Raw genomic sequence first — 26,418 nt, 5'->3', positions numbered from 1 at the left:
GCGCCCGAAAAATCTGTAAAAAAACAAGAAACTTATTTCACCTGAGAAACAATTATAGTATAATACAGACAGGGATGATTAGAATGAGTTGCGTTACGGCTGCAATCGGAACCCGAATGGCTGGCGAGAGTAAGGAGCACGTTAAAATAAAATTTTTAGGAACAGTTCTTTCTATAGGAAGTAAAAACCATGGAAAAAAATAACCGTTTTGAAACGATATATAAAGAAGACAATGCACTTGTAAAAGGATTAAAAATAGTACTGGTCGATAAGGAAACCGGCGTCAATTATCTCTTTGTGGCAGCAGGGTACGCAGGAGGATTAAGCCCTCTGTTAGATGCGGATGGCAAGCCTGTAATCAGCGACTTGCACAAGTAAAGCAAAATTAGCAGCATATTAGAACATGAAATTGGAGCGTGAAGCAAATATGAGCATTGATTTAAATTTTTGGAAATATCAGGACGGCAGATACTTAGATCCTGCTGCTGTCTATCAAAACGCCTGCTGCAACCATGAGGAAATGGAGGGATTGGAAGTCCTGCCAATAGAGGATATTTTGAAAGAAACAGCAGCCGCTTTCCATGGATGGAATTCCCCTGACCCCTTCCATTATGAGAGACCAGAACATGGCTCCTTCCAAATCTCAACTACTCCGCACACAGTTCGTTTTGATTGCTATTCGATGGAACAGACGGATATGAAACGTTTTTCATCTGTTATGTCAAAATTCGGGTGCCCTCTATATGACCCACAATTAGGTGTGCGCTTTGATAAAATAGCCGCTTTTTTGGTCGATGAAGCAGGCGAATATAAAACGCAGATAGAACAGGAACTTTCCCGTTTGCTCCCCTGTTTGGAAATTATAACGCAAACAGTAAGTTGGGATGAGTATGCACAGCTTTCTAAAACGCTTAAACACATTCAATATAATGCCGTTATCCATCGTGCAAAAACCTTGACGAAGGTAACTTCATTTATGCAGTTTGGCAGCGCCTGGGCAAATCGCCCCTGCCAATGTAAAACCGCCCAGCTTGCAGATAAGGATACGGCACAAAAGCTTCTGGAGGGATTGCTGCAAAAATCTATCCAACGTGTCGTAAATGATTTTCTTGACAGAACTTATTACGGATAATTGTATGCGTTTGCTGTGTGATTCAATCGCAGGTTGATAAGGCAAGCGAAGGATAGTTCCAAAAATCAGACTTTACCATGTCTGGTAACATAGGGAGAAGAAACGATGGAAATAAAAGCCGTAACAAATAATGACAAACAATTTGTCATGAGCATTGATAAGCATATTGATGATACAGGTTTCGCCAATCGGGTATATACAAAATCCGGTTACGTTATTTGGGAAGGAAACCAACAGATCGGAACCATAGCGCATTGTGTTTTGTGGGATAACCTTCCATTTATGAATTTGATATTCATCAAAGAGGAATACCGCAGGAAAGGATTTGCAAAGCAGGCAATCCTTAATTGGGAAAATGAGATGAAACGTCAAGGCTATCTGATGACTCTGATTTCCACACAGGTTGATGAAAAAGCGCAGCATTTATATCGAAAGCTAGGGTATATAGATTGCGGTGGGTTAGTGTTCCATAATACGCCGCTTGACCAGCCTATGGAAATGTTTTTTAGAAAAGTTTTATAGGAAACTGCCATCATGCTCGGCCTGCCAGATGGCAGGCCGCATGGCCATCCTTATTATGGAAGCCGAAGGCTTTCATAATAAGGATGGAACATTAACCTTGTAATAGCTTCATCACGCTCTGATTCGCCATATTTGCCTGAGCCATGACAGCCGAATTTACCTGCTCAAGAATTTGGCTGCGTGAAAATTCCACCATCTCATCTGCCATGTCGGCATCAGCAATCCTGCTTTCAGATGCCGATACGTTCTCACTTGTAATGGCATTGGCAGCATACAGATGCTCGAGTGCATTTTGATAGCTGCCGTAGCGGCTTCTTTGCTTAGAAACATAACCAATGGCCTGATCGCACAAGGAGATTACCTCTTGGGCAGCGCTATGGCTCATCACATTCAAAACCGCATCTTTGCCAAAGACCGCTGTGGTGCGCATATCGGCATAATCAATTCGAAAGAAGTTCCCGCTGTATGCGCCCACCTGCAGATAGATAAAACCATTTTTGGCGGATGATAACCCGCCGCCTGTACCGCCGCCGGAAGATGGTGCGTTTCCACCCGTCTGCCCATCCAGTTTGAGAAACCATGCATCATTGTCTCCTTTGTTTTTGCCTGCAATGTCCCCGTCATTGGAGCTGCTGTTGCCGCCCAGCAGAATATCGCCGTTTCCGTCCTTAAAGATGAAGTTGAAAGAGTCGTTTCTGCTTCCGCCATGCACTTCATCCCAAATAATATCACCGGAGTCCTTGTCAATCATAAATACCCATGCGTTCTCCCCGGAATACCCAGGCTTTTGGGTTACATCCCTGTCCATTGCGCCTACTTTTCCGGCAATGGCAAAGCCCTTTTCTGTTTCAACAACGACGCCTCCAGCATCATCTTTGCTGCTTCCATAGGATCTGCTCCAAATAGGGGTCAAGTTTTTGTCCAGCTTCATGACCCAGATATTTGAACCATTTGTTTCGTCAGTGGAGGGTGCAGCTGTCCCCACAGTATCCGAAATCTTGGCTGTTCCGACCACGAGATACTCTCCGGCAGAGGTCTCTATAATTTGATTGATGTTTTCTCCGCTGTTGTGAATTGTGCCTGGGGCATGGTCATCCCCGAACCGCAATATCTTTTCCACATCCCCATTCTTATCAAACTTCGTAATAAAGGCGCTGTGGCTGCCGTTTCCGATTTGATCTGCCGGCGGTTTGCTGATGCTGCCATCGTTATTGCTCTGCACGAAATTCGTCGTGAGTGTATAGTTTCCGCCGATGTATCCACCATCTGAGGTAGGATAGAGCCGGGCAATTTGTTCGTTCCCATCACCGCCGACCCGATATGCCTTTTTCTCAAAAGCATCATAATCATCATTCGGGTTGACCGAAGGGTCAATCACCAGCATGATTGCATCCCGGCCGCCCAGAGCCGCTCCTCCTAAAGGATTGCCTCTCCCGTCCCTGATACCATTTCCATCAAATGACTGAATGGAGAGAAAGACATGCCCGCTGCCGTCCTGCATGAGAAATGCATTGTTGGCATTGTTATCTGTGCCGCTGCATTGAAACTGGTATGTCCATGCAACACTTCCATTTGTATCCAACTTTGCCAGAAAAGGGCTCCCATTGCTGCTTCCTACCGCCAAATATCCACCGTCTGCTGTAGCAGTGATGGAATTAAAAGTTTCCCTTCCAGCATTATCTACCTTTGTCGTCCAAAGAACCTCACCGTCCGTCCCAACCTTGGTGACCCATCCGCTTTGCACTCCTGATGCTGAACCGACACCATCCAGATCCTGGTCACTGCTGGTTGTCCTTCCGCAGAAAACGATGGTGCCATCGGGGTTACAGATAGCAGAGCCCATATAATCATTTCCAGAACCGCCATAAGTAGTGCGATTGGAGAGTGCATCAGAGACGGCGCCACCTATCACAGAGCCCGTGCCAATGCTGCCACTACCTCCTACTACTCCGGCAGTTTCTCCACAGAGCATATGATGCCCGTTGAAAGAGGTGCCATATGCGATCTTGCTAATTTCTGCTGAGAGGGCATCAATCTCCAATTGGATTGCATTGCGGTCCCCCAGCGTATTTGTATCATTCGCTGCCTGGACAGACAGCTCACGGATCCGTTGGAGAATTTTGTGTACCTCCTGCATTCCGCCTTCTCCAACTTTCACAAAATTGATGCCGTCTTGTATATTCTCATTTGCCTGATTTAAGCCGCGAATCTGCGCACGCATTTTCTGCGAGATAGAAAGGCCAGCCGCATCGTCTGCCGCACGATTGATGCGATAGCCACTGGCGAGACGTTCGGATGTCTTGGCCTTCCGGGCAGAGGTAACCTTGGATTGGCGGAAAGCCCCCATGCTTGCTAGATTATGTTGAATAATCATTGCATTTTCTCCTTTTAGATTTATTTGCCATAGGCATACCTTTTGAAAGTTCTCTCATTACCTTGTATTATACCAAAAAATTATAGGAAATCAATAAATTGTGGCAAATAATCAGGATACACTTAGCGATTGATTATATTCAGGAATATGGTATGATACTATTATGGTGAGCCCTACTGTAAAGCGGACTGCTTAAAGCGTTAACAACTCCCATGGAGTTATTGCACAAATGGCTATGTGGAAACACATAGCCATTTCAATTTCAATTCACCAAAATCTAAGGAGAAAACGAATATGAAATTACATGAATTATATGATCTGATTGGCCTGCAGGCTGAGATCATCCAAAAACTGAACGCTGCCGGTGAGCAAATGGATTTCACGCAGATTGATTTCTATCTGGAACAATTGATGGACATGAAGACAGCGGCTTCTTCCTACAAACATTTGAAATCTATATGGGAAGAGGATACAGATCAGATAAAGATGCTGTACTGCCAATTAGAATGTGCCCGGCGGGTATATGCCCACTACCTTTCGCAGCATATTCCAAAAGCAATTTATATTGGCACAATGAAATGTTTTTCCAGACATATTACGGCGGTTATGAATACCAACATTATACCAGCAATTCATGGCTGCTGTCACCGGTATTGACGCCGCTGTTATCTGAAACCTCCCGTATATTATCCTTCCAGAGACGTTTTAACATCCTCCAGAAAAACAGGGCGGATCAGGAATATATCGAATGGCTGTTCCAGGTTCCGGTTGATACAGACGCCCAAAACCTGCCTGCAGAAACCAGCCTGCAAAAAAAGGTCAAAGAACTGCTTCTGGATGGCAAAACTGTTGGATGTGCGTATGGAATTATGAAAGCTTCCATATTATAATTACTGCATTTTAGGAAATGTAATAACAAAAATACTCTCACAAATTTTTAATACTTCTTCCCGTGGCTTTCCAGAGAGTTTCTCCCGAAACAACTTTACAATTAAATTATTAAATTCATAGGCTGGCATTTTTCCATTGTTATCAATAACATTCCTGATAAAATCAAACAATTGACGTGATCGGTATTCTGGATCATTTAAACGAAATCTATAGATATGCGTTTCGATAAATCTAAGTTCTTTCTGTGAATATGCATGCTTGTTTTTTGCTGGCTCAAATTCCATCTTCATAACATTATACTGCAAAGCCTGCATTTCATTTGAATCGCTGCCCCTTATCCCCATTGGCTGTAATAGAATTTCCGCCCCTGGCAGACTACTGTAACTTTTCTGCAATTCCCTCAATGCCTGGCAAGGCATCGTACATTGCTTCCGGCTTATGAGGGAACATCTGCTATTTTTCTCATATTCATTAATAACAGATTTCGATATTTTTCTCTTCTTTTCTCCTATACGCTTAAATGTCTGATTGCATACGGAGCAGGTTAACCCTATATCCGGCACGCAATCAATCAGTTTTTGAGAATTTCCCTTTTCAATCGCATGTTCTAAATTAGCATATAATTTTTCATCCACTCGTATTCTTGAAAAACAATACATACAATATCCATCTGTACTCTCTTCCAGAACTGCTTTCAGATTATTTTTTCTTTGGCATTAGTATATCCATATGTTTCTTCCTTAACATCAAATCCCCTGTTTACTGCATCTATGAAATATACTGCCTGGTCATTCCTTACCATTTCGATAAAAAGTTTTAATAACAATGTTTTTCCGCTAGAATTATCTCCAATGACCACATTGTCTCCGTAAGGCAGTTCATTTGAATGTATTTTCTTCACGATATGATTTATCGTCTCCAGTCCAAATTTCATATACTGCTTTCCACCTTTCGTTCATACTTTTCATCTTTACAGTACCTTGCTTTGCATTTGCAATATATTTTGGATTCTTCAAAACGTCATTATATATTGCAGGCGTTATATATTTATGAACGTCCAGTTTTTCATAAACAATATAAAAACTCTCCAATAGAGCTACTTTAGATGACTGCGTTACATTCACTTTAAACAAATCCAAAAATTTTACCAGGCTGTTTTTGTATTCCGCTATCTGTTTTTCATTATACTCCATGACCTCCTCAGAAAACCGATCTAATAATTTTGCATAGGAACTTTGATACCCTTCTATTACGAAATCAAAACTTTTCTGCTTTTTTATAATATTGACATAATTCCTCAATGCGCAAAGCCGCAGCAAAGCCTCCATATCACGTTCCCCTGCATCTTCCCTCCCCCATATCTTTCTCCAAATGCTGCTATGCCTGTTGAAATCCTGCAACATATCATAAAAGGCACAGCCATATATTCCATTCCTTTGCTCTTGTAATGTTAATACCGTACCGCCTGCATTTAAATTTGCAAATATCTTCCTTAAAATTTTTGAGCGCTGTTTTTTATCATCAATCTTTATCTCTATCACAGTAATGGATGTATAATCCACACGCCTTTTCATTTCTAAAGGCAGTGCAGAATAATCCACATTTACCGAATTCCCTTTTCCCCCTCTAACTCAATATGAAGCTCTTTTAATGCAAACTGATCCATCAATGCATCCTTAAATGATCTATTATCTATCACAAGTTCCGAAAAATTAATACAACTGTTCTTACTATTATCCAAATAATAGCCAATATAGTAAAAAAACAGGCTCATAATCCGCTGCTGCCCATCCAGTATTTCTAACTGATTGTCTTCATTTCTGCACGTATAAATCGGAGGAATCGGCATACCGAAAATCAAAGATTCCACTAAGGAAGAAACCTGTTCCTTCGTCCAGCGGTATTTTCTCTGATACCTTGGTATAATATACAGATTTTCATTTACACTTTCCACCAGTGTCCGAAATCCAATATCTGTTTTATACTGCTGAATGCCCATCCCTTCATGTCATTCATCAAATATCCTCCTTAGCTGTCGTATACGGCTGCACAAGCGCATCGTAATATCTCTATTTCTTAGATTTTATCTTAGCATAAATCTTTCAGAGAATCTACATGCTTTATCCCAAAAAAATAATTTCAAATACTCCCAAGAGTCTTCAGCAGAAAAATCCATCCTGTCAAAGTAAAAGACGCAAGCAGCGTAGTCGCAACCACAATACTGGCCGTCAACGTCCCATCATTCCCCATATTTTTTGCCATAATATAGCAGCTTGGAGTGGTGGGGGAGGCCAGCATAATCAGAATCCCAATCAATTTCTCTCCATCAAATCCAAGGGCTATGGCTATGGGCAAAAATGCCAGAGGCTGCACCGCCAGCTTTATCATAGAAGCGGCTAATGTGGGCCTGAGTTTTGCCAAAGCCTTTCTGCCCTCAAATCCTGCTCCCAGGGTAATCAACGCCAGCGGCGTTGCCATCTGGGACACATTGCTTATGGTTTTATCTACCAGAAGCGGAAACTGAATCCTGCACAGTGAAACCGCAAGCCCTAAAAATATACTGATAATTATGGGGTTTTTCAGAATATTAATGCAGGCTTCCTTGATTTTTTCCTTCTTATCCGCATTCTGGCTTTGCCGCCCCTCAAACGTCAGCACAATCACCGAGTAAATATTGTACAAAGGCACCGCGCCCACAATCATCAATGGCCCCATTGTCGACTGCCCGTAAATATTCTGAATAAAGGCAAGCCCCATCACCGCCGCACTGCTGCGGAAAGACGCCTGTACAAAAGCTCCTCTCATAGAACCGTCTTTCAGAAATAATTTCGCGCCGCCCCAGATTACCCAGAAACAGGCGGAACTTGCCAAAGCGCAAAACAGCACATACTGCAAATCAAAAACAGCCCGGATATCCACCGAAGAAATATCCCGAAACAGCAGGACAGGCAGCGTCACCTGAAAATTAAATTTGTTGGCCACTGTCACAAAATTATCATTCAGCATTCCCATCTGCTTTAAGGCCCATCCCAACGCCATTACCAGGAATATCGGAATCGTCACGTTGATGCTGAACACAAAGTTTTCCATGCTACTGCGCCTTCTTCCGCTGATATTTCAGAAAATAATATTCCAGATCAAAATAGGTCTGCTCTTCGCTGTCCTCTACAAGCTCCCACTCTTCCTTTTCATCCAGATTCGGAAACCAGACGTCCGCCAGATATTCAAAATTAATTTTCGTAATATAGGCGGTATCGCACAAATCTGCCATCTGCCGGTAAACGCTCTCCCCTCCGGCAATATAGATATCCTGGCTGTCGTACTTTTCCAGTTCTTCCAAAAGCTCTTCCATACTGTGTACCACAACGGCGCCTGTTATCTTAACATTCCGATTGGCCGTCAGCACGATATTCGTCCTGTTTTTCAAGGGCTGTCCGCCGGGAAAGGTTTCTAATGTTTTCCTTCCCACCACTACCACTTTGCCAGTGGTCATTTTCTGAAAAAATTTCATATCTTCGGGAATCCGCACCAGCAATTTGTTGTCCATGCCGATGCCCCAGTTCTTATCTGCCGCTGCAATTAAATTCATTGTCTGTCCTCCTAATCCAAAACACAGGTTCCGCAATCCGCCCAACATCATCCACAGCTTAAACCGCCACTGGAATATCCGTAATCTGCGGGCCTGTCACATAGTTTTCCAGCCTGACGTCATCCCTTGTAAATTCATAGAAATCCTTCACCTCCGGGTTCAGCCAGAATTTTGGCGCAGGATATGTTTCCCGCCCAATCAGTTCCTCAATCAGAGGAATATGCCGATCATAAATATGGGCGTCCGCAATCACATGCACCAGCTCTCCCGCTTCCATTCCGCAGACCTGGGCCAGCATATGCATCAGCACCGCATACTGGCATACATTCCAGTTATTTGCCGTCAGCACATCCTGAGAACGCTGGTTCAGAAGCCCGTTCAGGGTCAGCTTCTCCTGTCCCGGCTTCTGAGTCACATTAAATGTCATGCTGTAGGCGCAGGGATAAAGATTCATCTCACTCAAATCCTGGTGCACATACAGATTGGTCAGAATCCTGCGGCTGAAAGGATTATGCTTCAAATCATAAATCACCCGGTCCACCTGATCCATCATCCCTTCTTTATAGGAATGCTTCACTCCCATCTGATATCCATAGGCTTTGCCGATGGAGCCTGTCTCATCTGCCCACTCATCCCAGATATGGCTGTGCAAATCCTTGATGTTATTGGATTTTTTCTGCCAAATCCAAAGCATTTCATCAGTGCAGCTTTTGATGGCTGTCTTCCGCAGGGTAATCGCCGGAAATTCCCTGGACAAATCATAGCGGTTGACCACTCCGAATTTTTTAATGGTATAGGCGCTGGTTCCGTCTTCCCAGTGGGGACGCACCTTTTCTCCCTCTGTGCTGACGCCATGCTCCAGAATGTCCCGACACATTTCTATAAAAATATGATCTGCTAAACTCATTGAATTCTCCTTGTTCCACTTATTTTTCCATCCAGATTATCATAACACAAATCTATCCAATTTCAAGCCTTTCTTCCAAGCCCATTCCCTGAGACAAGCCCTCGCCATGACTAACTGCACGCCTGCGCCTTTATAAAAATTATTTTTTTTCTTTTTTTTAAAGATTTTTTCACAAAAATAGTGTATACTGTAAAAGATTAAGAGCCAAAAACCGCTCATATATTACAATGTAAGGAGAATGGCTATGAGTCAGAAAAAAGTAGACCAGTATAAAAAAGAAAAAGCAAACCGCAAACAGATTATGAAACGTGAGAAAATGAGGCGCACGGCGGCGGCTGCATGCGGCACCGTTGTCTGCGTTGTAATCGTAGGCTGGGTTGGATATTCCGCTTTCGGATATTTTAACCAGAAAGACGCGGAAAATCCCACCCAGACAGAAGTAGATTTAAGCTCTCTGACAGAATATCTCAGCGGTCTGCAAACAGAAGAAGCTGTGGAGGAATAATCCTTCCACAGCTTTTTACAGGCAAACTGTTATTTGATATAGGTTTTTCCCTGATAAACTGCAGCAATCCATCCGGAAGGCGTTTGTATCCAAATGTCTTTTCCAACGGTTTTCACTCCTGTGCAGGTTACCCTGGTTCCCGCGTCTACTGCACCGTCCCGATCCGAATCATGTTTCTGACCATTGGCCGTTAACTCGCTGTAGCTTTTGGCCCGGTAATTGGTTCCGGCCCCGGTACGCACCTTCATTTCCGCCTGCAGAGTATACACCTTGCCCACCTGATAATTGCTAACTTTTTCAGGCTCTTTGTCTGTGACCGCCTCACCATTTTGATCAAACAAGGTACGCACTTCTATCATATCATTTCTGCGGCTGATGTTCGAATAGGTAACGCCCAGCCCCGGATTCTCTTTGGTATTAATAGATCTTCCAATCGATTCATACATTTTCCCATTTTCATCACAGATGGACACATGGACTGCCCGTTCAGGGGTTCCAAAAAACAGCAAATCCCCTTTTTTCCTCTCGGCAAGCGGGATTTTTCTTCCTATGGCCCTATACCCCTGGGAAGTGGTGCGTCCCACCTGGAATCCAGAATCCTGCAGCACCCGGTAAAGCAGTCCGGAACAGTCGTACCCGCCTTCTTCCATACTCTCACCGCCCCAGACATAGGGCCTGCCAAGATACTTTTTACAATTTTCTATCAAAACATCTCTGTTGATCTTTCCCATTTTTACTCACTCCCATTTCTAATTCTGTTAATGTTTCCAAATCTCCCCTCAGAATATTATATGCGCCAGGCGGGATTTGGACTGTGCCAGAAAAAATTTCAGATTTCGGAGTTACTCTCCAAAAACTGCCAGATTTCGCCTTCATTAATTGTTACAAATGTAATATGCAATTTAATTTTAAAATAAGGGAGCTGTATGTTATGAATGCCGACTATTCAGATATTACACGGGAAATGAAGGAAATACTGTCCGCCCCCTATGAAGACGGAGACATTTTGGAGAACCGTTACCGGATTCTGAGCCAAAATCCCGGCAGGCAGGGCCAGATTTATTACTGTTATGATTTATGGAGCCAGGTTCCATGCGTGCTGAAAACATCCAAAGTTCAGAATCCAGATGCTTTCCAGACAGAAACAAAAAAATTACTAAATCTTCCTTCGCATAAAAATGTAGTGAAACTCTATCGCTTTGAACAGAGCCAATCCGGATATTATACCGTAATGGAATGGCTCCCAAACTCATTAAAATCCCTGATTGCCAGCGGAGCGCCTGTTTCTGCGGATAAAATAGCATCCATCGCATTATCTGTCTGCCTTGGCATAAGCCATTGCAGCAAATACCTGTCCGAACCAGGAAAACCTTTTGTGCACGGACACTTAAGACCTGCCAATCTTCTTTTTACCTGGGACGGCGATGTCAAAATAGCTGACCTCATTGGCGGCACATATCCTTTACAAACTCCGGCCTTCCATGCCGACGACGATATTTTCAGCCTTGGAAAAATGATGGAAATGCTGTTTCATTGCGGAAAAGGCGACAGACAGCCGCGCACTTCTCAGGAACAGCAGTTAGAGCATATCATACAGGGCTGTATTGCCAAACAGCCAAAAGACAGAATACAGTCTTTTCAGCAATTAATGGATTTATTAACAGAATTTTTACATCTTCCCTCTGACTTTGACGAAAAGGGACATTGCTGCGCAGACCCGGAAGAAAAGAACTGGCTGAGAGTAAAGGCATGCGACTGGGCAATTCTTGGCGAATACCAAAAAGCAGATCGGCTGCTTTCTCAGCTGTTAGAAGCCGAAGAAACAAATAATGATAACTTCCTGGCGGACGCCTGCTGCAGCCTGGCAGAAATATACCGGAACCAGAAAATGTTTGAGAAGGCGCTTCCCCTTTACGAGAAGGCAATCGCCTATGACGGGGACAGAAATTCTTATCTTTGGACAAGCAAGGGAATCACACTCCGCTGCATGGATCGCCGGGAAGATGCTTTCCAGTGCTTTTGCCAGGCCCTTACTATCAACCCTTATGATTTTCCCGCCATCAAAAATGAGCTTGACATTCTCTGCAGGCAAGGGCGCATACATGAACTGAAAAAGGCCAAGGTCCGGCTGCTTTCCCTTTACAAAAAGCAGCCGGACGAAGAAGAACTTTTAAAACACATCGGGTACGCCTGTTATGCTTTAAAAGAATTTGAACAGGCCCGAAGCTGCTTTCAGAAATATCTGGAATACAATCACAATGACTGGGAAGCGATCTATTATTGCGCCATGTGCTTGTACACCGGCCGGGACATCACCCATTCACGGAAATATTTTCAGACAGCCGTCCGAAAAATGGAAGAAGAAGGCATTACAGATGAGTCCCAAACAAAGCTTATGTATTTAAGCGTCAGTCTTTACAACCTGGGAGATTTTTATGGGGCTATGGAATATCTTGAACAATATCAGCGCAATTTCGGCAGCACGGCACAGACAAAGCATCTAAAACTGCTGCTGCAATTGGACTGTCAGCTGCAGGAAAAATACGGTCCCTTGCTCTCAGACGTGTACAGACAGCTCACCAATGTAATTTTTACCAATGACCCCAGGAAACACTATACGCCCATGCTGGAACAGCTAATTTCTATGAAAGAATACTGGGAACAGAACAAACTCACCGAAAACCTCACCGGACATGCCTGCGATATGTATCTCTCATGCCTGGATTACCTGGTGGCTTGCTGTGAAGGACTGGGCGAAACGGAACGTGCGTTAGCTTATTGCGATCAAATCCTGTCTTATGACCGCTCATTGCCGGAAGGATTATATAATAAAGGAAGAAACCTTTTTCTTTCGGAAAGGGTCTATGAGTCACTGCCCTATTTTCAGGCTGCTTTACAATACCAGCAGGATCCGGATACACGAATCCAAATGGAAGAAAGCCTCCACCAGGCGCAGAGCACAGCAGAGGCTTCCCCGGAATGCAGGAAGCTGTTCCTGGAACAAATCATCAATGAAGCTGCCGAAGCCAATGGCAGGCCCGAAACCCTGCAGGTAATTGTAGAAGAAAAATCTTTTTTTCTGAAAGAAGAGTTTCCAGACATGCTGCAGGCTTACGTCAGCGAAAGAATCACCAGCTTAAAATCCTCATCCTGCGGGGCTGGTTCTTTGGACGCACCGATACATAATTCCGAGGACAACGTCTGGAAATTCATACTGCAAATCCTGAATCTGGCAGGCGCCCTGCAGCAGATTTCCGGGGAAAAGAAACATATCTGCGCCAGTGGGGCTCTAAGCCTGTACCGGATACTGGATGAATACGCTGCGGAGGCAAAAGACGATCTCAAAGAAAATTTGTCCAAAGCCCGAGAGGATTTACTCAAAAAGGCCAAGCTGTCAGAAGGTAAAACCATTTACGCCAACGCCTGCATAGAACTGGGCGATATTCTTATGGAAAAATATCTGGATGCAGAACGTCCCCAGGAAATGCTGAAAGAGGCAGCCATCTGCTACCATCAGGCGCTGAATCATTACCGCCAAAACACCTTTCCCCGGCAATACGCTTTTTTGATGCTCCGCATCTCTGCATTGATGGAAAAACGCTACCGGCTGCTTAAGGATCACAGCCTGCTTCTGGCCCGGGTCTATTTCAGTCATGTCACCCCAAACGATCTGCCCGAAGGGAAAGAAGCAGCTGACCTGTATCGCCGCATGAAGCAAACGCTTCAGTAAATAGCAGCCGCCTTGCAACGAGATAATAGCAGCCGCAAAAACGTCGTCTCCCCATTGAAAGAGGCGCAGACAGATTCAGCCCGCTTCTGCTATATCTATACAGAAGCGGGCTGGCATTTATACTATTTTTTGGGTTGTCCATAGCTTTTGAAGCCTTCCAGCACTTTTGCCATCTCTTCCTCTGACAAATAAACCGGATTGCCAATTGTTTTTGCCCGATACTCTACCTCGGCGCAAAACTCCATTCCGCATGCAAGAGAATATGCGCTCTTCAAGGTTCCTCCGCAGACCAGCAGGCCATGGTTCGCAAGCAGAACCGCATTGCTGCCGCCAATCGTACTGGCTGCCGCGTCCGCAAGCTCCCGCGTCCCAAACGTGCAATAGGGAGCGCAGGGAACCGTATCTACGCCTGCGTCTGCAATTACATAGTGGGCGGCTTTCAAGGGCTGACGCAGCGCCGCAAATACGGTACAGTACATGGAATGGGTATGTACAACGGCCCTGCAGTCCTGTTTCGCCTTATACATCGCCGCATGCAACGCCCACTCACTGGAGGGCTTGCGCGCGCCGTCTATGATTTCTGCATCTAAATCCATAATTACAACATCCTCCGGCTTTGTATCGAAATACCCGATTCCGGACGGGCTGATTGCCATCCAGCCTTTCTCGGCATTGTAAATACTAATGTTTCCGCTTGTCCCGGCTGAAAGTCCGTCGCCGCTCATCCTTTTCCCATACTCTACAATCTGTTCTCTCTCTTCCTGTAATACCATTTTGTCTCCTTCTTTCTGCTTCACTTATAATGTTTTTATATTCCATTCCCGTTTTCAGGGATTCAATGCCTGACGGTTTGCGAGCCATTCTTCATAATATGCATGAATTAAACTCTGTTCACAGGGTATATAAACTTTTTCTTCCTTGTCACCCGTCTTCTCTTCTGTATCTATTCCATAATGCCGGTTACAAACCTTTCTGCATCCGTGAATGGACGCCTGCTCAAATCCTTCCCTGATAATCAGCTTCTTGCCTGTAAGATCTGCCAGGTGCTGGCATAACATCTTAGAACGGAATCCGCCGGCGCATCCTAAGAGGTAATCCTTCTTATGCCCTGTCATCCCGCACAGACTATTATATTGCACATAGATGGAACAGGCAATATCCGCCACTACCGCCCAGGCAAAATCAACGGCTCTCAAAGCGGCGTCAAAGGGCGCCTTCGTGACAAATCCTCCCTTTTTCAAAGAGCGTTTTTCCGAAAAATGCAGGGATGAGAATGAAGCGGTGCATACGTATTCTCTCTGCCGCGCCATATTCTCTTCTAATTCTTCATACGATATATCCGGAAAGAACATCTCTTTCATTCTCTGATAATTCAGACCGGTTACACCCGGATTCGTCTCTATCTGATAGGTCTCTCCTCTCAAATTGGAATCTGTCCAGCACCTCTTTTGTTCATCGGAATATTTGTAATCCGTAATGGTTACCACCGGCGAAGTCGTCCCTGATACAACGGCCACATCTCCAACGCCGATTCCAATGCCTTCCACCGCTATCTGCGTATCTGCGCCACCTACAATAAACTCCGCGTTCTCACTGATTCCAAGCTCACTTGCAATCTCCTGTTTGATGGTTCCCAAACGGTCTCCCGCTTTCGCAATTTCCGGCAATAGGCTTATTGATATCCCATAATCCCTGCAAAGCCTCTCTGACCACTTTCTCTCCTGAATATCGAATAGCTGCGTTTCACATGCTTGAGAGGGTTCTATCACGAGTTTTCCTGTAAACACTTCGCCAATCCACTCGCTCAAACTTGTAATTTTCGCAATGCTTTGAAACTCTCTGGGGTACTTTTTCCTATACCCCATCAGTTTCGCCGCCGGAAAATCTTCCGTCACCCATCTCCCCGTCCGGTCATAGATAAATTCACGATCTTCAATCTCGTTCATCCATGCGCGGCCCCGGTTATCAATATTCGGAAGGCCCATGAAAGCCTCCCCATCCGCATTATAGAGAACAATGCTCTGTCTGGCTCCGGTTGAAGTAACGGCCTTCACTGGATGCCCTGGAAATTCTTCCATTAATTCCCGGCATCCCCGCACCAAATTTCTTTCCCACTCTTTGGGAAGGAAATACTGCGCGTCTTCATATAGTTTATCGGCGTAATACTGATTCACGTAGCTATGGATCCCCCAGATGGTTCCGTCGGCAGATACAAGCGCGACTCTGGAATTTCCGGTTCCCATATCCATAACCAGATAATTATTCTCCACCCGCTTCTTCTCCCTTTCTTTTTATTTGTTCTCGTTCATCCATGCAGCCACCTTCTCTGTCATAATCAGCGACTGATGATCCGTCACCTCATAGGCGGCCCCGCAGATATGAGGCGTTAAGAGTACATTGTCTAATTTTGCAATCTCAAGAGCATCTTCCGTTGGCGGCTCAACAGACAGCACGTCCAAAATCGCTCCTCTGATTTTTTTCGCTCTCAATACTTCCAGCAGCGCCGGCTCTTCAACCACTGCGCTTCTGGCCGTGTTTACAAATATGGCCGTTTCCTTCATCTTTGCCAACAGCTCCGCATGGATCATTCCCTTGGTACTGTCAATGACTGGAAGATGAATGGATATAATATCTGAATTCTCGAATATTTCTTCTAATCCGCATTTCTTATAGGCATCCTTGACAAAATCCACAAATGGATCATAGAAGAAAATCTCGCATCCATATGCTTCCAAAATCTTGGCCGCATGCTTCCCAACCGCGCCAAATCCAACGAATCCAACCTTTTTCCCATACAGCTCGTTTCCCATCCAAGTATAATAAGGGGTCGTTCCTTCCACCCATTTACCGTCTTTCACCCACTGCACTGCCGGAATAATATTCCGCATGTAGGCCACAAGGAGGCCTGTCAGCATTTCCGCAACTGCCTGCGCATTTCTTGCAGGGGTGCACAGCACCGGCACGCCTGCTCTCTTACAGGCTTCCACGTCAATGTTTGCCGGGTTTGCGCGGCAATCCCCGATGAAGATCAATTTCCCATATCCCTCCAGAACCTTCTCCGTGATACGGTCAAGCTCTGTAATCAGCGCATCCGGCTGCTCTTTTTTCAATACTTCCAGCATCTCGTCTTCGTAATAACGCTCTCCTGTCCTGGTCCATGGGTCATAGATAATCTCATCAAAATAGGTTTCCAGCCTTTTTCTTTCACTTTCTGCAAAAGGCGCTCTTATTAATAATTTCATTGTTCCATTCCACCTCTCTGGTATTATTATCATCTTATATTAATAGAAATTACTGACTTTTCCCTCAAAGTAGTCGTTTAACAGATACGGCACATAGATGCCCTTATCGGTTACCACGCCGCTGATTAAATGCGGCGGCACGACGTCAAAGGCAGGATACATTCCTTTGACCTGTGGAATGACGCTTGGAATTCCACGATAGGAAAGCGCTTGTTTCGGATCTCTTTCTTCTATAATAATTTCGCCGCCATGCATCTTGTCTTTATCAGGGATTCCAGTCACATAATACGGAACTTCAAAATATTTTGCCAGAATCGCAATCTGGAACGTTCCAATCTTGTTCGCAATATGGCCGTCCCTGGCAATCGTATCCGCCGCCGAAGTAAAGAGATCAATTCCTTTCCGCTGCATGGCATAGGCCGCCATATTATCCGTAATTACCGTAGTGTCAAACCCCATCTGCGCGCAGCAGGTTGCCGTTAATCTCGCCCCCTGAAGATAGGGCCTTGTTTCTGCGCAATAAATCCTGATGTCATTCTTATTTTTTCTTGCCGCCCGCAACATCATTCCTATGATGGTCTCGCCAAAGCACTGCGTCATAATAGTTCCATTCTTCGGAAACAGAGCGGCCAGATATTCTCCCACTTTCTCCATTGCAGAATATCTTCGATTCAATGAATCAATGGTTCTGGCGAAACAGGCGTCTACTGCGCTCTCTCCTTTCGCAAGCGCTTCCTTTGCCGCCGCAAGGCATCCTTCCGTTACGATTTTCATTCGGTTTGCGGTTGTGGGCCTTGCATGGGAAATGTCATAAGAAGCCTGAGCAAGGAATTCCAACTGCTCTTTCTCCGTCTTCCCTTCTGCTTCATGCGCCGCAAGAGCCATCCCCATTCCCGCCGCAGTGTACGGCCCCGCGCTCTGAGTGACCATATCGGCTATGGCTTTCGCAACTTCTTTATAAGTCCTGCACTCCACAAAGGTCACTTCTGTCGGGTAAATTCTGCGATCTAATATTCTTACCTTCCCGTTCTCGTACCATGCCACATTCTCATACTGCAGCATGAACGCCAAATCCTGGTCACATCTTTCCATCGTACAACCTCCTTTGCAAACCAGCAGTTTAACAGAGATATAATGTCCCGACAGCCTTAACGCCTGCCCCGTTTTCCAGCGCGCCCCTGTTCTTAATCAGCTTAATTCCGATTTCAATTAAGGCTCTTTCCATGGGAACGCGAATCCTTCGGTCTTCCACGTCCGTAACTTCTTTAACCTTGGAATCCCCAACGACGCGTCTGATAATCTCTGTCCCGGCATATCCGAAAGAATCTGCCATCACCTTGTCTATGTAAGATTTTTTGAATCCTGGATTTGTATATAAGGGAAAAGTTACAATCTGATCCCATTTTTCATTGAATTTCTCTTTAAATCTGTCTGCAACTTCGTCAACCGCAGCTGAAATCCAGGCCAAAAATTCCGAATTTCCAGGATCCGTATAGTATTGATTCGCCCATGCAAAGAACAGATTCCCAATCACGTTTCCAACGTCATATCCCATTGGCCCGTAGAACGCAAACTCCGGGTCAATCACCTTTGTCCCTTCCTGATTCACAAAAATCGAGCCAGAATGCAGATCCCCATGGAGCAAAGCCTGGGCATGATTCATAAATTCGTCCCGAAGCTGCCCTACATTGGCATGAAGCTCCTTATCGCTATAAAGCTTTTCTTTTACAAAATCCTTATTCTCATCCAAAATCACATTGCGTCCCTTATAATCATAATACGGCTCAGTAAATACTAAATCTTCGGTGATATCGCAAAGCTCCGGATTTATGAATAATTTTACTCTTTCCTTTTTCTCCGCCCGGTCCATAATCAGATCTGTGGTGGGCAGCAAGGTTCCCGCCATAAATGCCGCAATATCTTCCGCCAGTCTGGGAAAAATCTTACCCGCCGCCATTTCCGTGCGAAGATTCTTGTATTTAGATATATCTTCCATAGACACCGCATGCATAATCTCATCATACCAGTATATCTTCGGCACGAATCTCTCTGCTAACTGGCCCTCAATACTAAGCATTTCCGCTTCTATCTTATTTCGGTGCACGTCGAGGGGCCTTCCGGAAGAGCGAAGCGCCGTATCCGCCTGTTTGACAATCAGAGATTTCCCATTCTGCAAACTCCACACCTTAAATACATAGTTGATATTGCCGTCACCGATCTCGACTGCCTCCAGTTTTTCTTCTTCTGCAAAATACCCAGCCTTTTCTTTTACATATTCTTTTACCGTATCAACGTCCAGCAAAAAATACTTTGAATACTTTCCCATCTCCTGATTCCTCATACGCTCTCTGCTATTTCAATTCTCTACTGTTTCAACTCTTTTCTTTTGAATTTCGGCAGCCCCAAAAGAATAAAAAGCACGCCGAATATAATCATAAGAATGTCGTACCATACATATGGTATAATGGTTACCGGGGCTATCTTCGCCATTGCGCCCGCCGTCAAAAGCTGACCTGCGTAAGGCGTCAGACCGTTAAACGCTGATGAAAACAAGTCTAAGATACTTGCCGTTCTTTCCGGAGCGATGTCAAACTCCTCCGAAATATCTTTCGCAATTGGCCCGCACGCGATAATCGAAATTGTGTTGTTTGTGGTAGCCACGTCCACTAAGCTTACCAAAGCGGCAATGCTGAGCTCCGCTCCCACTTTGGATTTCATTCCTTTCGCCAATTTATTCAGCAGCCAGTCAATGCCTCCTAAGTACTGCATGATTGCCACAAGTCCTCCTACAAAAATGGCAATAACCGCCATGTCCTGCATAGAGCACATCCCACCATGCACAACCGAAAACGATTCAATAAACGAGAAATCTCCATGAATAATTCCAATTACCATGCCTGAAATTACAGAGAGGGTCATTGCCATCACCGCATGCATACCGATTAACGATAACGTTATAATCAGTATGTACGGAATCAGATTCACAAGATTGATATCGCCTCCTGCAGAAATCTTAGCTGCGTCAATTGGATACAGCGCCAACGCTATAATCGTAAGGAGCACCGCAGGCCCAACCATTAAAATATTGGCTTTGAACTTTTCTTTATTCTTAATTCCCTGCGTCGTGGTCGCCGCTATCGTCGTATCCGAAATAAACGAAAGATTATCGCCAAACATGGCCCCGCCCACTACGACGCCGCTGACAAACGCCACGTTAACGCCGGTCTTGGATGCGATATCAATGGCAACGGGCATCAGCGCCGCCACGGTTCCCATGGAGGTTCCCATGGAAAAACTAAGCGCGCAGCCAATCAGGAATAACCCTGGAATAATCATATTGGCCGGCAAAATAGAAATGCCAATATTCGTAACCGTATCCGTTGCGTGCATTCCGCTTGCCACTCCATAAAAAGCTCCGGCCAGCATGTAGATGATTACCATCAGAATCAGGGTATCGTCTCCTCCGCCCTTGCAAAACATAACAATCTTCTCAGAAAATGTTTTTTTCTCCGCAACCGGGCTTTTCATAAATAAAGAAATAGCAGACGCCAGAAAAATCCCGATCATCAACGGGAAATTCGAGAAGTCCCCGGTTCCGATTCCCATCGCGAAATAAACAACCAAAAAGATAACCAGCGGCAGCAACCCCATAAAGCTCCCTTTTTTATTCGTTTTTTCCATTTCTTCCTTTTCCTCTTCCTTTCCATGTCATTCAGCCTTTTTGTTACCTGACGCTTTCTTCTCCTTCCCTTTGCGTCTGTTTTTATACCTGCAAGTCAAATGATTCGCCAGCAAATTCCCGCTGTTTCAAAAAGAACGGCAAATCATTTGGCAAACAAGTACGTTTTGGAGTATACATTCAATATGAAAGCCATTTTTCTATTGTTTCCCAAAATCACATTTTAATTTCATCTGCCCTCCTTCAGTTATTTTGCTATATCAACACATTACAACACAATCCAACATTTGTCAACATTTATTTGTTGATTTATTTTGAATTTTTTGGATTTTTTTATATTTTTATGGTTATTTTCACAATTATTTTCATTTTAATGTTGATTTTTGATGTTTTTTTTGGTATTATAGCAATACATTCAATATCATTGATTTATTTTTCTATAAATAATGCCGAAAGGATTTGTAAGCTATGTTAAAAATTGACCGTCACAAACTCTTAGAGGAGGAATTGCGTACCTATGGAAGCATTCTAATCTCCACTATGAGCCAAAAGCTGGATTGCAGCGAAGAAACTATCCGAAGAGATTTGAAAGAGCTGGAAGCGCAGAATAAGTTAAAGAGAATCCACGGCGGGGCTTTCCTGCCGGAAGCTGACGACAAAGGAGCGCCAGTGCAGCTTCGGGAGACGTTTTTCTCCGAAGAAAAGAAAAAACTTGCAGCATACGCAATCGATCATTTCATTCACAACAACGACACGATTTTCCTTGACTGCAGCACTACCTGCCTGGCGCTTGCAAAAGAGATTGTGCAGCGGAATTTAAGCGTTACTATAATTACGAATTCACTTCGTATCTTTGATCTGTTCAGCAATCAATTTTCTAAAGTCAAATTGATTGCCCTGGGCGGAACCTTCCGCCAGCGCTCGAATTCGTTTTCCGGATATCAGACTACCAGTGCAATCTCTTACTATCTTGCAGACAAATGCTTTATCAGCAATCCGGTCGTTGACTTAGATCATGGCTTGCTTGACAACAACATGAACGAAAGTCAGGTACGAAAAGCTTATATTTCCCAATCCCGAGAGCATTATCTGATTGCAGATCATACCAAATTCTCTGATTCCGCCGATTACATCATAACCGGCCTTGACAGCATCAACATGATCATTACAGATAAATGTCTGCCTGATATATGGAATGAAAAACTGCAGCAATGCAGCATTCCTATCCGTTATTGCTAAAAATTTATCACTTTAGGAGGCATTACGATGTTAAACTTTCACTATAATAATCCGGCCCGAATCTTTTTTGGAGACGGCGCAGAACACAATCTATACCATTTATTAAAAGAATACAACGTTACTTCCCTGATGTTTGTATACAGCGGGAATTTTGTAAAAACGCTGGGAATCTGGGACGCAGTTAAAGACGCCTGCCGCCGCCTGGATATTGATTTTCTGGAATGCGGCGACGTTGTCCCAAACCCTAAGATTGAACTAATCCGCAGTCTTATCGCTGTTTCTAAGAAGCGTTCTGTGGATTTCATTCTGGCGGCAGGCGGCGGAAGCTCTGTAGACACCGCCAAAGCAATCGCCCTTGGAATTCCCTACGATGGCGATGTATGGGATTTCTTTGACCAAACGGCAGTTCCGCATTGCGCCGTTTCCATCGGCGCAATCACAACGCTTCCGGCAAGCGGCTCTGAAACGTCCAATGCCGCTATTATTTCAAACGGATTGATGAAACTGGGATTCGAAGATGACATGATTATACCGAAATTCGCCATCATGAATCCCAAATACACCTTGGACCTTCCGGCATACCAAACTTCCTGCGGATGCGCCGATATCCTCTCACACTTGCTGGAGCGATATTTCTCAGACACGGCTCATACGGACGCCACCGACTATATGATTGAAGGCGCAATCTGCGCAGTCCTGGTGAATTCACTGCGTCTGATGAAAGAACCGTCCGATTATAACGCGCGGGCCGAGATTCAGTGGCTGGCGTCTATTGCGCACAACGGCATTCTCGACACAGGGCGCGCCGCAGACTGGGGCTCCCACAGAATCGAACATGAACTCAGCGGGCAATACGGAATTACCCACGGAGAAGGCATGGCTGTCGTATCCCTTGCATGGTGCAGGTATATGGCAAAAACCAAACCTTACAAGCTTGCGCAGCTTGCCAGCCGCGTCTTCCACGTAGATTCTTATAACCATACGGAACAAGAGATGGCATATATTCTGGCAGACAAATTAGAAGCCTTTTTCAAATCGCTGAATCTGAAGACTACGCTGACAGAGATGGGCATAGACGATACGCATTTCGAGGAAATGGCAAATAGAGCCACGAATCACGATACGGCCTCCGTTGGGCATTACGTGCCGTTACATGTGAAAGAATTTGTTGAAATTTTAAAATTAGCAATTTAGCTCTTCTTTTCTTCCCATTGCGCATTATGGCATAAGGAAGCAGACCGGAATCAGAAAACCACCCTATGACTCGTCAAAGTTTCAAGGGTGGTTTTTTGGCGCATAACTAATGGCTGTTCTAATAGAAATGCAATCCTTTTCCTTCTGCTGAACCATTATTAGCAGGAAAGAGGCCTAATAGTTTTTATAATATAAAAAACTTCCAGAAAACTCTGGAAGCCTTACTTTACTTAAAAGCGATAGACGGGGCTCGAACCCGCGGTCTCGACCTTGGCAAGGTCGCGCGTTACCAACTACGCCACTATCGCATGTCATAGATGATACTACAAAACAGTTTTTTTGTCAATAGGATTTTCTAAATTTCCCAACGAATATTTCCTCTCGTTCTCTCATATAGTAGTTCAAAGAGAAATTAAGGAGGAATCCTGTGAGTTCAAAAACAAAGATTGTTGTTCTGCATTTAAAAGAAGTAGTCTACACAGCGATTTTCGCAGTACTTGGAATTCTGTTGATTTTACTTCTGATCTTTATGTTCCTGCCGGATGACAAAGACAAGGCTACGGAAGAAACCATGAAATATACGGCGGGGGTATATACTTCCTCCATACAACTAAATGACAACGCCATAGACGTGGAGGTGGTAGTGGATGAGAACCACATCAACTCTATCACTCTGGTAAATCTGGACGAAGCTACCGCTGCCATGTATCCGCTGATGCAGCCTGCCCTGGATAACCTTACCGAGCAGATTTATGAAAAACAATCTCTGGAAAATATTTCCTACGGAGACGACAACCAATATACCTCCATGGTCCTGCTGAACGCAATCCACTCCGCTCTGGAGAAAGCCGCATACATACAAGAATAATATCTCCAAAAGATAACGAACGCAATCCACTCCGCTCTGGAGAAAGCCGCATACATACAAGAATAATACCTAGAAAACAGCCTGGGAATTGTCCCTCAACCGAATGCACAATTCCCAGGCTGTTCTTTCCTCCGGATTACACAACCATGATAATTCCGCCGTCACTGGCATACATGCTGCTGATGCCGGCTGTCTCCACCACGATGATTTTCTTGAATTCTGCCATTTTCCTTATTTTATCCACCACTGCTTTTGCTCTCTCAGGACAATTGCAATGGGCAATGGCAAGGATTTTTTCTTTGGAATTCACGGTTTTGGACACCATATCTTTAATCATTTTATCCACCGCTTTTGTGATCCCCCTTGCCTGCCCGATTTGATAAATCGTTCCTTCCGAACTTCCTGCCATCACCGGTTTAATGTTCAAAGTATTCGCAACAAACGCCTTGATATTGCTTAACCTGCCGTTTTTCCTGAGGGTTTCTAATGTCTCCAGGACAAAAGATGTGTTCTTCTCTGCAATAAACGCCTCCACCTTCTCAATCACCTCTTCAAAGGCCAGCCCCGCTTCCTCATATTCCTGAATCTTCATCCCAACCAAAGTTTCTCCCACAGAGGCAGATTTGGAATCAAAGATATAAATTTTCTTATCACCTTTTTCCTCTAAATAGAGCTTCTTTCCCAGCTCTGCACTGTTGTAGGAGCCGCTGAGCTGGGAAGAAAGGGTCACTCCATAAACATGCTTTGCATCGCAGTCAAAGGCTTCCATGTAGCGTTCCGGTGAAGGGCAGGTGGATTTGGGACAATTGGGACTGGCTGCCACCTGTTTCAAAAACTCCGCCTGGTCAAAGGTTTCATCATCCACAATATGGTAATCATCCACAAAAATTTCCAGAGGCACACTTTCAAAATGCCTGTCATTTTTTAACTCTTCCGTCAACTCTCCACAGCTGTCTATTACAATTTTATAGCTCATAGTTTCCTCCTGATACAGCATTCTATTCCACGATATTCGACATTTAGATGAACCTTTTACTTTTCTTCTGTCAGTTCACATAGTTTTAATTTCTGACTATATTTGACATTAAAAAAACTTTTCATTTTATCATTATTATTGCACATAGTTTTTAATACCACTTTATACTAACATAAATATTTTCCTTTGAAAAGCCCTTTTTACAGAATTTCACTGAAAATTCCAAATCTGCCCGCCGCTCCTTCCTGAAGCTCATTTCACGAATATCATTCTGCGAGGCTTTCCCTCTCAATATCTAAGGAACTGTTAAGAACGAAAAACAGCCGCTTTCGTATTATTTATACAAAAGCGGCTTCGCTGCAGTCTGTCAGTTAAAGCAAAAACTGATCTCTTTCCACATATTATCCTCAATATAATTAACTTCCGTAATTCCGTCACAATAATCTGCAATATATCCTTCTTCTATAAAATACCGAAACGCCTGCTTTTTGAGAATATCATCGGAAAACCGCAGGGTTACCACCCGTCCCTGCATCCAGGCTTCCGAAAGAATCGCGCCCATAAGCTCTGGATTCCATTCCTCAATATAGGTTCCCTCTTTGATATAGTAATTATTCATTACCGCCGTACATTCCGGCAATTCAATTTCCGAATCCGGCACATGGCCCATCAGCATTTCTTCAGTAGTCATAGCCATATAATTGTAATCAATAAATGATGTTTCCAATCCCTCCTGATTCCGGTAGCCGTTATTCCCCCAGGTAGCGTCCATGTAATAATATTCTCCATCCAGACAAATCAGATTCCATGCATGCGCGTCTCCTAAAGCCGTACCGCTGACAATCACACTCTGCACGCCCAGTTGTCCCAGAAGATACTGAACTGCACAGGCATATCCCTGGCATACAGTCTGCTGCTTGATAAACACACTGATAATATTCTGGCTGTCCGTGGCGTCCTGCACATATTCCGTATTCAGGGCCAGCAGCTCATACACATATTTTGCCTTGTCATAATCCGTATCATTGATGAAAATTCCATTCAGCCACATCTCCACAATTTCGTCAATCTGATCCTGGGTAATCTTCCGTTCTTCCTCCGTCATGGTATATTTCGGGGCAAATTCCAGGCTTACCAACTCCTCTCCCTTCGTATACCTGGTAAATACATACCCTTCTACCCAGAAGAGGCCGCCGTAATCGCCGCAGACCGCCGTATAAGCCTTACGCATCAAATCCAAATCCGTAGTGGAAAGCCTGATTTTCTCTTCATGATTCAAAATTGCTGTAAGCATTTCATCATAAATCACCTGTCCCTGCTCATCCAGATGTTCGTAGGCATACTTCCCAACAGAAATCTGCTCCCTTGGCGTTCTTTCCAACTGTCTGGTATCTGCTGTGGGAGATTCTGCTTTCTGCTTATTCTTATCATCCTCAACGCTCTCTGACTGTATGTTCTCTGTATCTTCCGGTAAAAAATCCCACAAATTATACGGGGAACATGCATTTGCAAAAATGCCAAGCAGCGCCATCAAACACAACCCTGCCGCCCTGCTTCTGATCCATCTCAT

The 26,418-nt window shown here is 44.4% G+C and carries 27 protein-coding genes, 1 tRNA gene and 1 pseudogene; 10 read left to right on the top strand and 19 right to left on the bottom strand.

Annotation, left to right across the window (positions count from 1 at the left end; genetic code table 11):
- The first annotated feature begins 189 nt into the window (after positions 1-189).
- The 3 genes from E5329_RS05565 to E5329_RS05555 all read left to right on the top strand — a co-directional run bounded on the left by E5329_RS05565 (position 190) and on the right by E5329_RS05555 (position 1,654).
- Positions 190-378, top strand: coding sequence for a DUF6440 family protein (locus E5329_RS05565; protein ID WP_135988605.1), 189 nt, complete (start codon positions 190-192; stop codon positions 376-378).
- Between the two features lie 142 nt (positions 379-520).
- Positions 521-1,132, top strand: coding sequence for a hypothetical protein (locus tag E5329_RS30440; RefSeq protein WP_275443047.1), 612 nt, complete (start codon positions 521-523; stop codon positions 1,130-1,132).
- Between the two features lie 105 nt (positions 1,133-1,237).
- Positions 1,238-1,654: a GNAT family N-acetyltransferase gene (locus E5329_RS05555; protein WP_135988604.1), complete on the top strand. Its 417-nt coding sequence runs from the start codon at positions 1,238-1,240 to the stop codon at positions 1,652-1,654.
- A 91-nt stretch (positions 1,655-1,745) separates the two neighbouring features.
- Here E5329_RS05555 and E5329_RS05550 read toward each other — a convergent pair whose 3' ends face one another.
- Positions 1,746-4,028 (bottom strand): flagellin N-terminal helical domain-containing protein, encoded by a 2,283-nt coding sequence (locus E5329_RS05550; RefSeq protein ID WP_135988603.1) that lies wholly within the window; start codon positions 4,026-4,028, stop codon positions 1,746-1,748.
- A 294-nt stretch (positions 4,029-4,322) separates the two neighbouring features.
- Here E5329_RS05550 and E5329_RS05545 point away from each other — a divergent pair, with 294 nt between their 5' ends.
- Both E5329_RS05545 and E5329_RS05540 read left to right on the top strand, forming a co-directional pair.
- Complete coding sequence (locus E5329_RS05545; protein ID WP_135988602.1) at positions 4,323-4,685, top strand: acyltransferase domain-containing protein; 363 nt, start codon at positions 4,323-4,325, stop codon at positions 4,683-4,685.
- Positions 4,607-4,918 carry a hypothetical protein gene (locus E5329_RS05540; protein WP_135988601.1) on the top strand — a complete coding sequence of 104 codons (312 nt, stop codon included), beginning with the start codon at positions 4,607-4,609 and terminating at the stop codon, positions 4,916-4,918. Before E5329_RS05545 ends, E5329_RS05540 begins: the two co-directional genes overlap by 79 nt.
- Here the strand turns inward: E5329_RS05540 and E5329_RS05535 are convergent, their stop codons facing one another.
- The 7 genes from E5329_RS05535 to thyA form a co-directional block, all read right to left on the bottom strand.
- Positions 4,919-5,554, bottom strand: coding sequence for a hypothetical protein (locus E5329_RS05535; protein ID WP_135988600.1), 636 nt, complete (start codon positions 5,552-5,554; stop codon positions 4,919-4,921). It lies immediately after the preceding gene.
- A gap of 59 nt (positions 5,555-5,613) precedes the next feature.
- The gene (locus E5329_RS05530; protein ID WP_135988599.1) at positions 5,614-5,820 is read right to left on the bottom strand and encodes a hypothetical protein; all 207 of its coding nucleotides are present in this window, start codon (positions 5,818-5,820) and stop codon (positions 5,614-5,616) included.
- On the bottom strand, positions 5,798-6,520 hold the full coding sequence (locus tag E5329_RS05525; RefSeq protein WP_135988598.1) for a hypothetical protein: 723 nt from the start codon (positions 6,518-6,520) through the stop codon (positions 5,798-5,800). The genes E5329_RS05530 and E5329_RS05525 overlap by 23 nt, the downstream gene beginning before the upstream one ends.
- A 2-nt stretch (positions 6,521-6,522) precedes the next feature.
- Positions 6,523-6,918, bottom strand: a complete 396-nt coding sequence (locus E5329_RS05520; protein ID WP_135988597.1) for a DUF262 domain-containing protein — start codon at positions 6,916-6,918, stop codon at positions 6,523-6,525.
- A 140-nt stretch (positions 6,919-7,058) separates the two neighbouring features.
- Positions 7,059-8,009 carry an AEC family transporter gene (locus E5329_RS05515; RefSeq protein WP_135988596.1) on the bottom strand — a complete coding sequence of 317 codons (951 nt, stop codon included), beginning with the start codon at positions 8,007-8,009 and terminating at the stop codon, positions 7,059-7,061.
- A 1-nt stretch (position 8,010) separates the two neighbouring features.
- A complete protein-coding gene (locus tag E5329_RS05510) occupies positions 8,011-8,508 on the bottom strand; it encodes a dihydrofolate reductase (protein ID WP_135988595.1) in 498 nt (165 codons plus the stop codon).
- Between the two features lie 58 nt (positions 8,509-8,566).
- The gene (gene thyA, locus E5329_RS05505; RefSeq protein WP_135988594.1) at positions 8,567-9,415 is read right to left on the bottom strand and encodes a thymidylate synthase; all 849 of its coding nucleotides are present in this window, start codon (positions 9,413-9,415) and stop codon (positions 8,567-8,569) included.
- Between the two features lie 244 nt (positions 9,416-9,659).
- Here thyA and E5329_RS05500 point away from each other — a divergent pair, with 244 nt between their 5' ends.
- Positions 9,660-9,920, top strand: a complete 261-nt coding sequence (locus tag E5329_RS05500; protein WP_135988593.1) for a hypothetical protein — start codon at positions 9,660-9,662, stop codon at positions 9,918-9,920.
- 29 nt (positions 9,921-9,949) lie between these two features.
- Here E5329_RS05500 and E5329_RS05495 read toward each other — a convergent pair whose 3' ends face one another.
- Positions 9,950-10,651: a C40 family peptidase gene (locus E5329_RS05495; protein WP_135988592.1), complete on the bottom strand. Its 702-nt coding sequence runs from the start codon at positions 10,649-10,651 to the stop codon at positions 9,950-9,952.
- A 200-nt stretch (positions 10,652-10,851) separates the two neighbouring features.
- On the opposite strand from E5329_RS05495, the gene E5329_RS05490 reads away from it, so the two are divergent.
- Entirely contained in the window at positions 10,852-13,650 is a 2,799-nt protein-coding gene (locus E5329_RS05490; protein ID WP_168356532.1) for a protein kinase domain-containing protein, read from the top strand.
- Positions 13,651-13,772: 122 nt separating this feature from the next.
- On the opposite strand, the gene E5329_RS05485 is transcribed toward E5329_RS05490, so the two are convergent.
- From E5329_RS05485 to E5329_RS30430, 7 genes and pseudogenes are all read right to left on the bottom strand, one after another.
- Positions 13,773-14,423, bottom strand: coding sequence for an L-fuculose-phosphate aldolase (locus tag E5329_RS05485; RefSeq protein ID WP_135988590.1), 651 nt, complete (start codon positions 14,421-14,423; stop codon positions 13,773-13,775).
- Between the two features lie 54 nt (positions 14,424-14,477).
- Positions 14,478-15,920, bottom strand: coding sequence for an FGGY-family carbohydrate kinase (locus E5329_RS05480; RefSeq protein WP_135988589.1), 1,443 nt, complete (start codon positions 15,918-15,920; stop codon positions 14,478-14,480).
- A 21-nt stretch (positions 15,921-15,941) separates the two neighbouring features.
- Positions 15,942-16,892: a 2-hydroxyacid dehydrogenase gene (locus tag E5329_RS05475; RefSeq protein ID WP_135988588.1), complete on the bottom strand. Its 951-nt coding sequence runs from the start codon at positions 16,890-16,892 to the stop codon at positions 15,942-15,944.
- 39 nt (positions 16,893-16,931) lie between these two features.
- Complete coding sequence (locus tag E5329_RS05470) at positions 16,932-17,984, bottom strand: S-methyl-5-thioribose-1-phosphate isomerase (protein ID WP_135988587.1); 1,053 nt, start codon at positions 17,982-17,984, stop codon at positions 16,932-16,934.
- A gap of 28 nt (positions 17,985-18,012) precedes the next feature.
- A complete protein-coding gene (gene mtnK, locus E5329_RS05465; protein WP_135988586.1) occupies positions 18,013-19,218 on the bottom strand; it encodes an S-methyl-5-thioribose kinase in 1,206 nt (401 codons plus the stop codon).
- Positions 19,219-19,256: 38 nt separating this feature from the next.
- The gene (locus tag E5329_RS30435; RefSeq protein WP_275443053.1) at positions 19,257-19,877 is read right to left on the bottom strand and encodes a Na+/H+ antiporter NhaC family protein; all 621 of its coding nucleotides are present in this window, start codon (positions 19,875-19,877) and stop codon (positions 19,257-19,259) included.
- 63 nt (positions 19,878-19,940) lie between these two features.
- Positions 19,941-20,576, bottom strand: a pseudogene (locus E5329_RS30430) (Na+/H+ antiporter NhaC family protein); the annotation flags it as partial.
- 463 nt (positions 20,577-21,039) lie between these two features.
- On the opposite strand from E5329_RS30430, the gene E5329_RS05455 reads away from it, so the two are divergent.
- Positions 21,040-21,810 (top strand): DeoR/GlpR family DNA-binding transcription regulator, encoded by a 771-nt coding sequence (locus E5329_RS05455; RefSeq protein ID WP_135988584.1) that lies wholly within the window; start codon positions 21,040-21,042, stop codon positions 21,808-21,810.
- A 27-nt stretch (positions 21,811-21,837) separates the two neighbouring features.
- The gene (locus E5329_RS05450) at positions 21,838-23,004 is read left to right on the top strand and encodes an iron-containing alcohol dehydrogenase (RefSeq protein WP_135988583.1); all 1,167 of its coding nucleotides are present in this window, start codon (positions 21,838-21,840) and stop codon (positions 23,002-23,004) included.
- Positions 23,005-23,239: 235 nt separating this feature from the next.
- On the opposite strand, the gene E5329_RS05445 is transcribed toward E5329_RS05450, so the two are convergent.
- A tRNA-Gly gene (locus E5329_RS05445) sits at positions 23,240-23,312 on the bottom strand.
- A gap of 119 nt (positions 23,313-23,431) precedes the next feature.
- On the opposite strand from E5329_RS05445, the gene E5329_RS05440 reads away from it, so the two are divergent.
- The gene (locus tag E5329_RS05440; RefSeq protein ID WP_135988582.1) at positions 23,432-23,872 is read left to right on the top strand and encodes an FMN-binding protein; all 441 of its coding nucleotides are present in this window, start codon (positions 23,432-23,434) and stop codon (positions 23,870-23,872) included.
- A 136-nt stretch (positions 23,873-24,008) separates the two neighbouring features.
- Here E5329_RS05440 and E5329_RS05435 read toward each other — a convergent pair whose 3' ends face one another.
- Together E5329_RS05435 and E5329_RS05430 are read right to left on the bottom strand one after the other, a co-directional pair.
- Complete coding sequence (locus E5329_RS05435) at positions 24,009-24,848, bottom strand: DegV family protein (protein WP_135988581.1); 840 nt, start codon at positions 24,846-24,848, stop codon at positions 24,009-24,011.
- A 367-nt stretch (positions 24,849-25,215) separates the two neighbouring features.
- Positions 25,216-26,418, bottom strand: coding sequence for a transglutaminase domain-containing protein (locus E5329_RS05430; protein ID WP_135988580.1), 1,203 nt, complete (start codon positions 26,416-26,418; stop codon positions 25,216-25,218).

Source organism: Petralouisia muris, from assembly GCF_004793545.1.
Lineage (GTDB): Bacteria > Bacillota > Clostridia > Lachnospirales > Lachnospiraceae > Petralouisia > Petralouisia muris.
The sequence above is the reverse complement of the archived record's forward strand: the minus strand, read 5'-3'. Positions and strand labels throughout refer to the sequence as shown.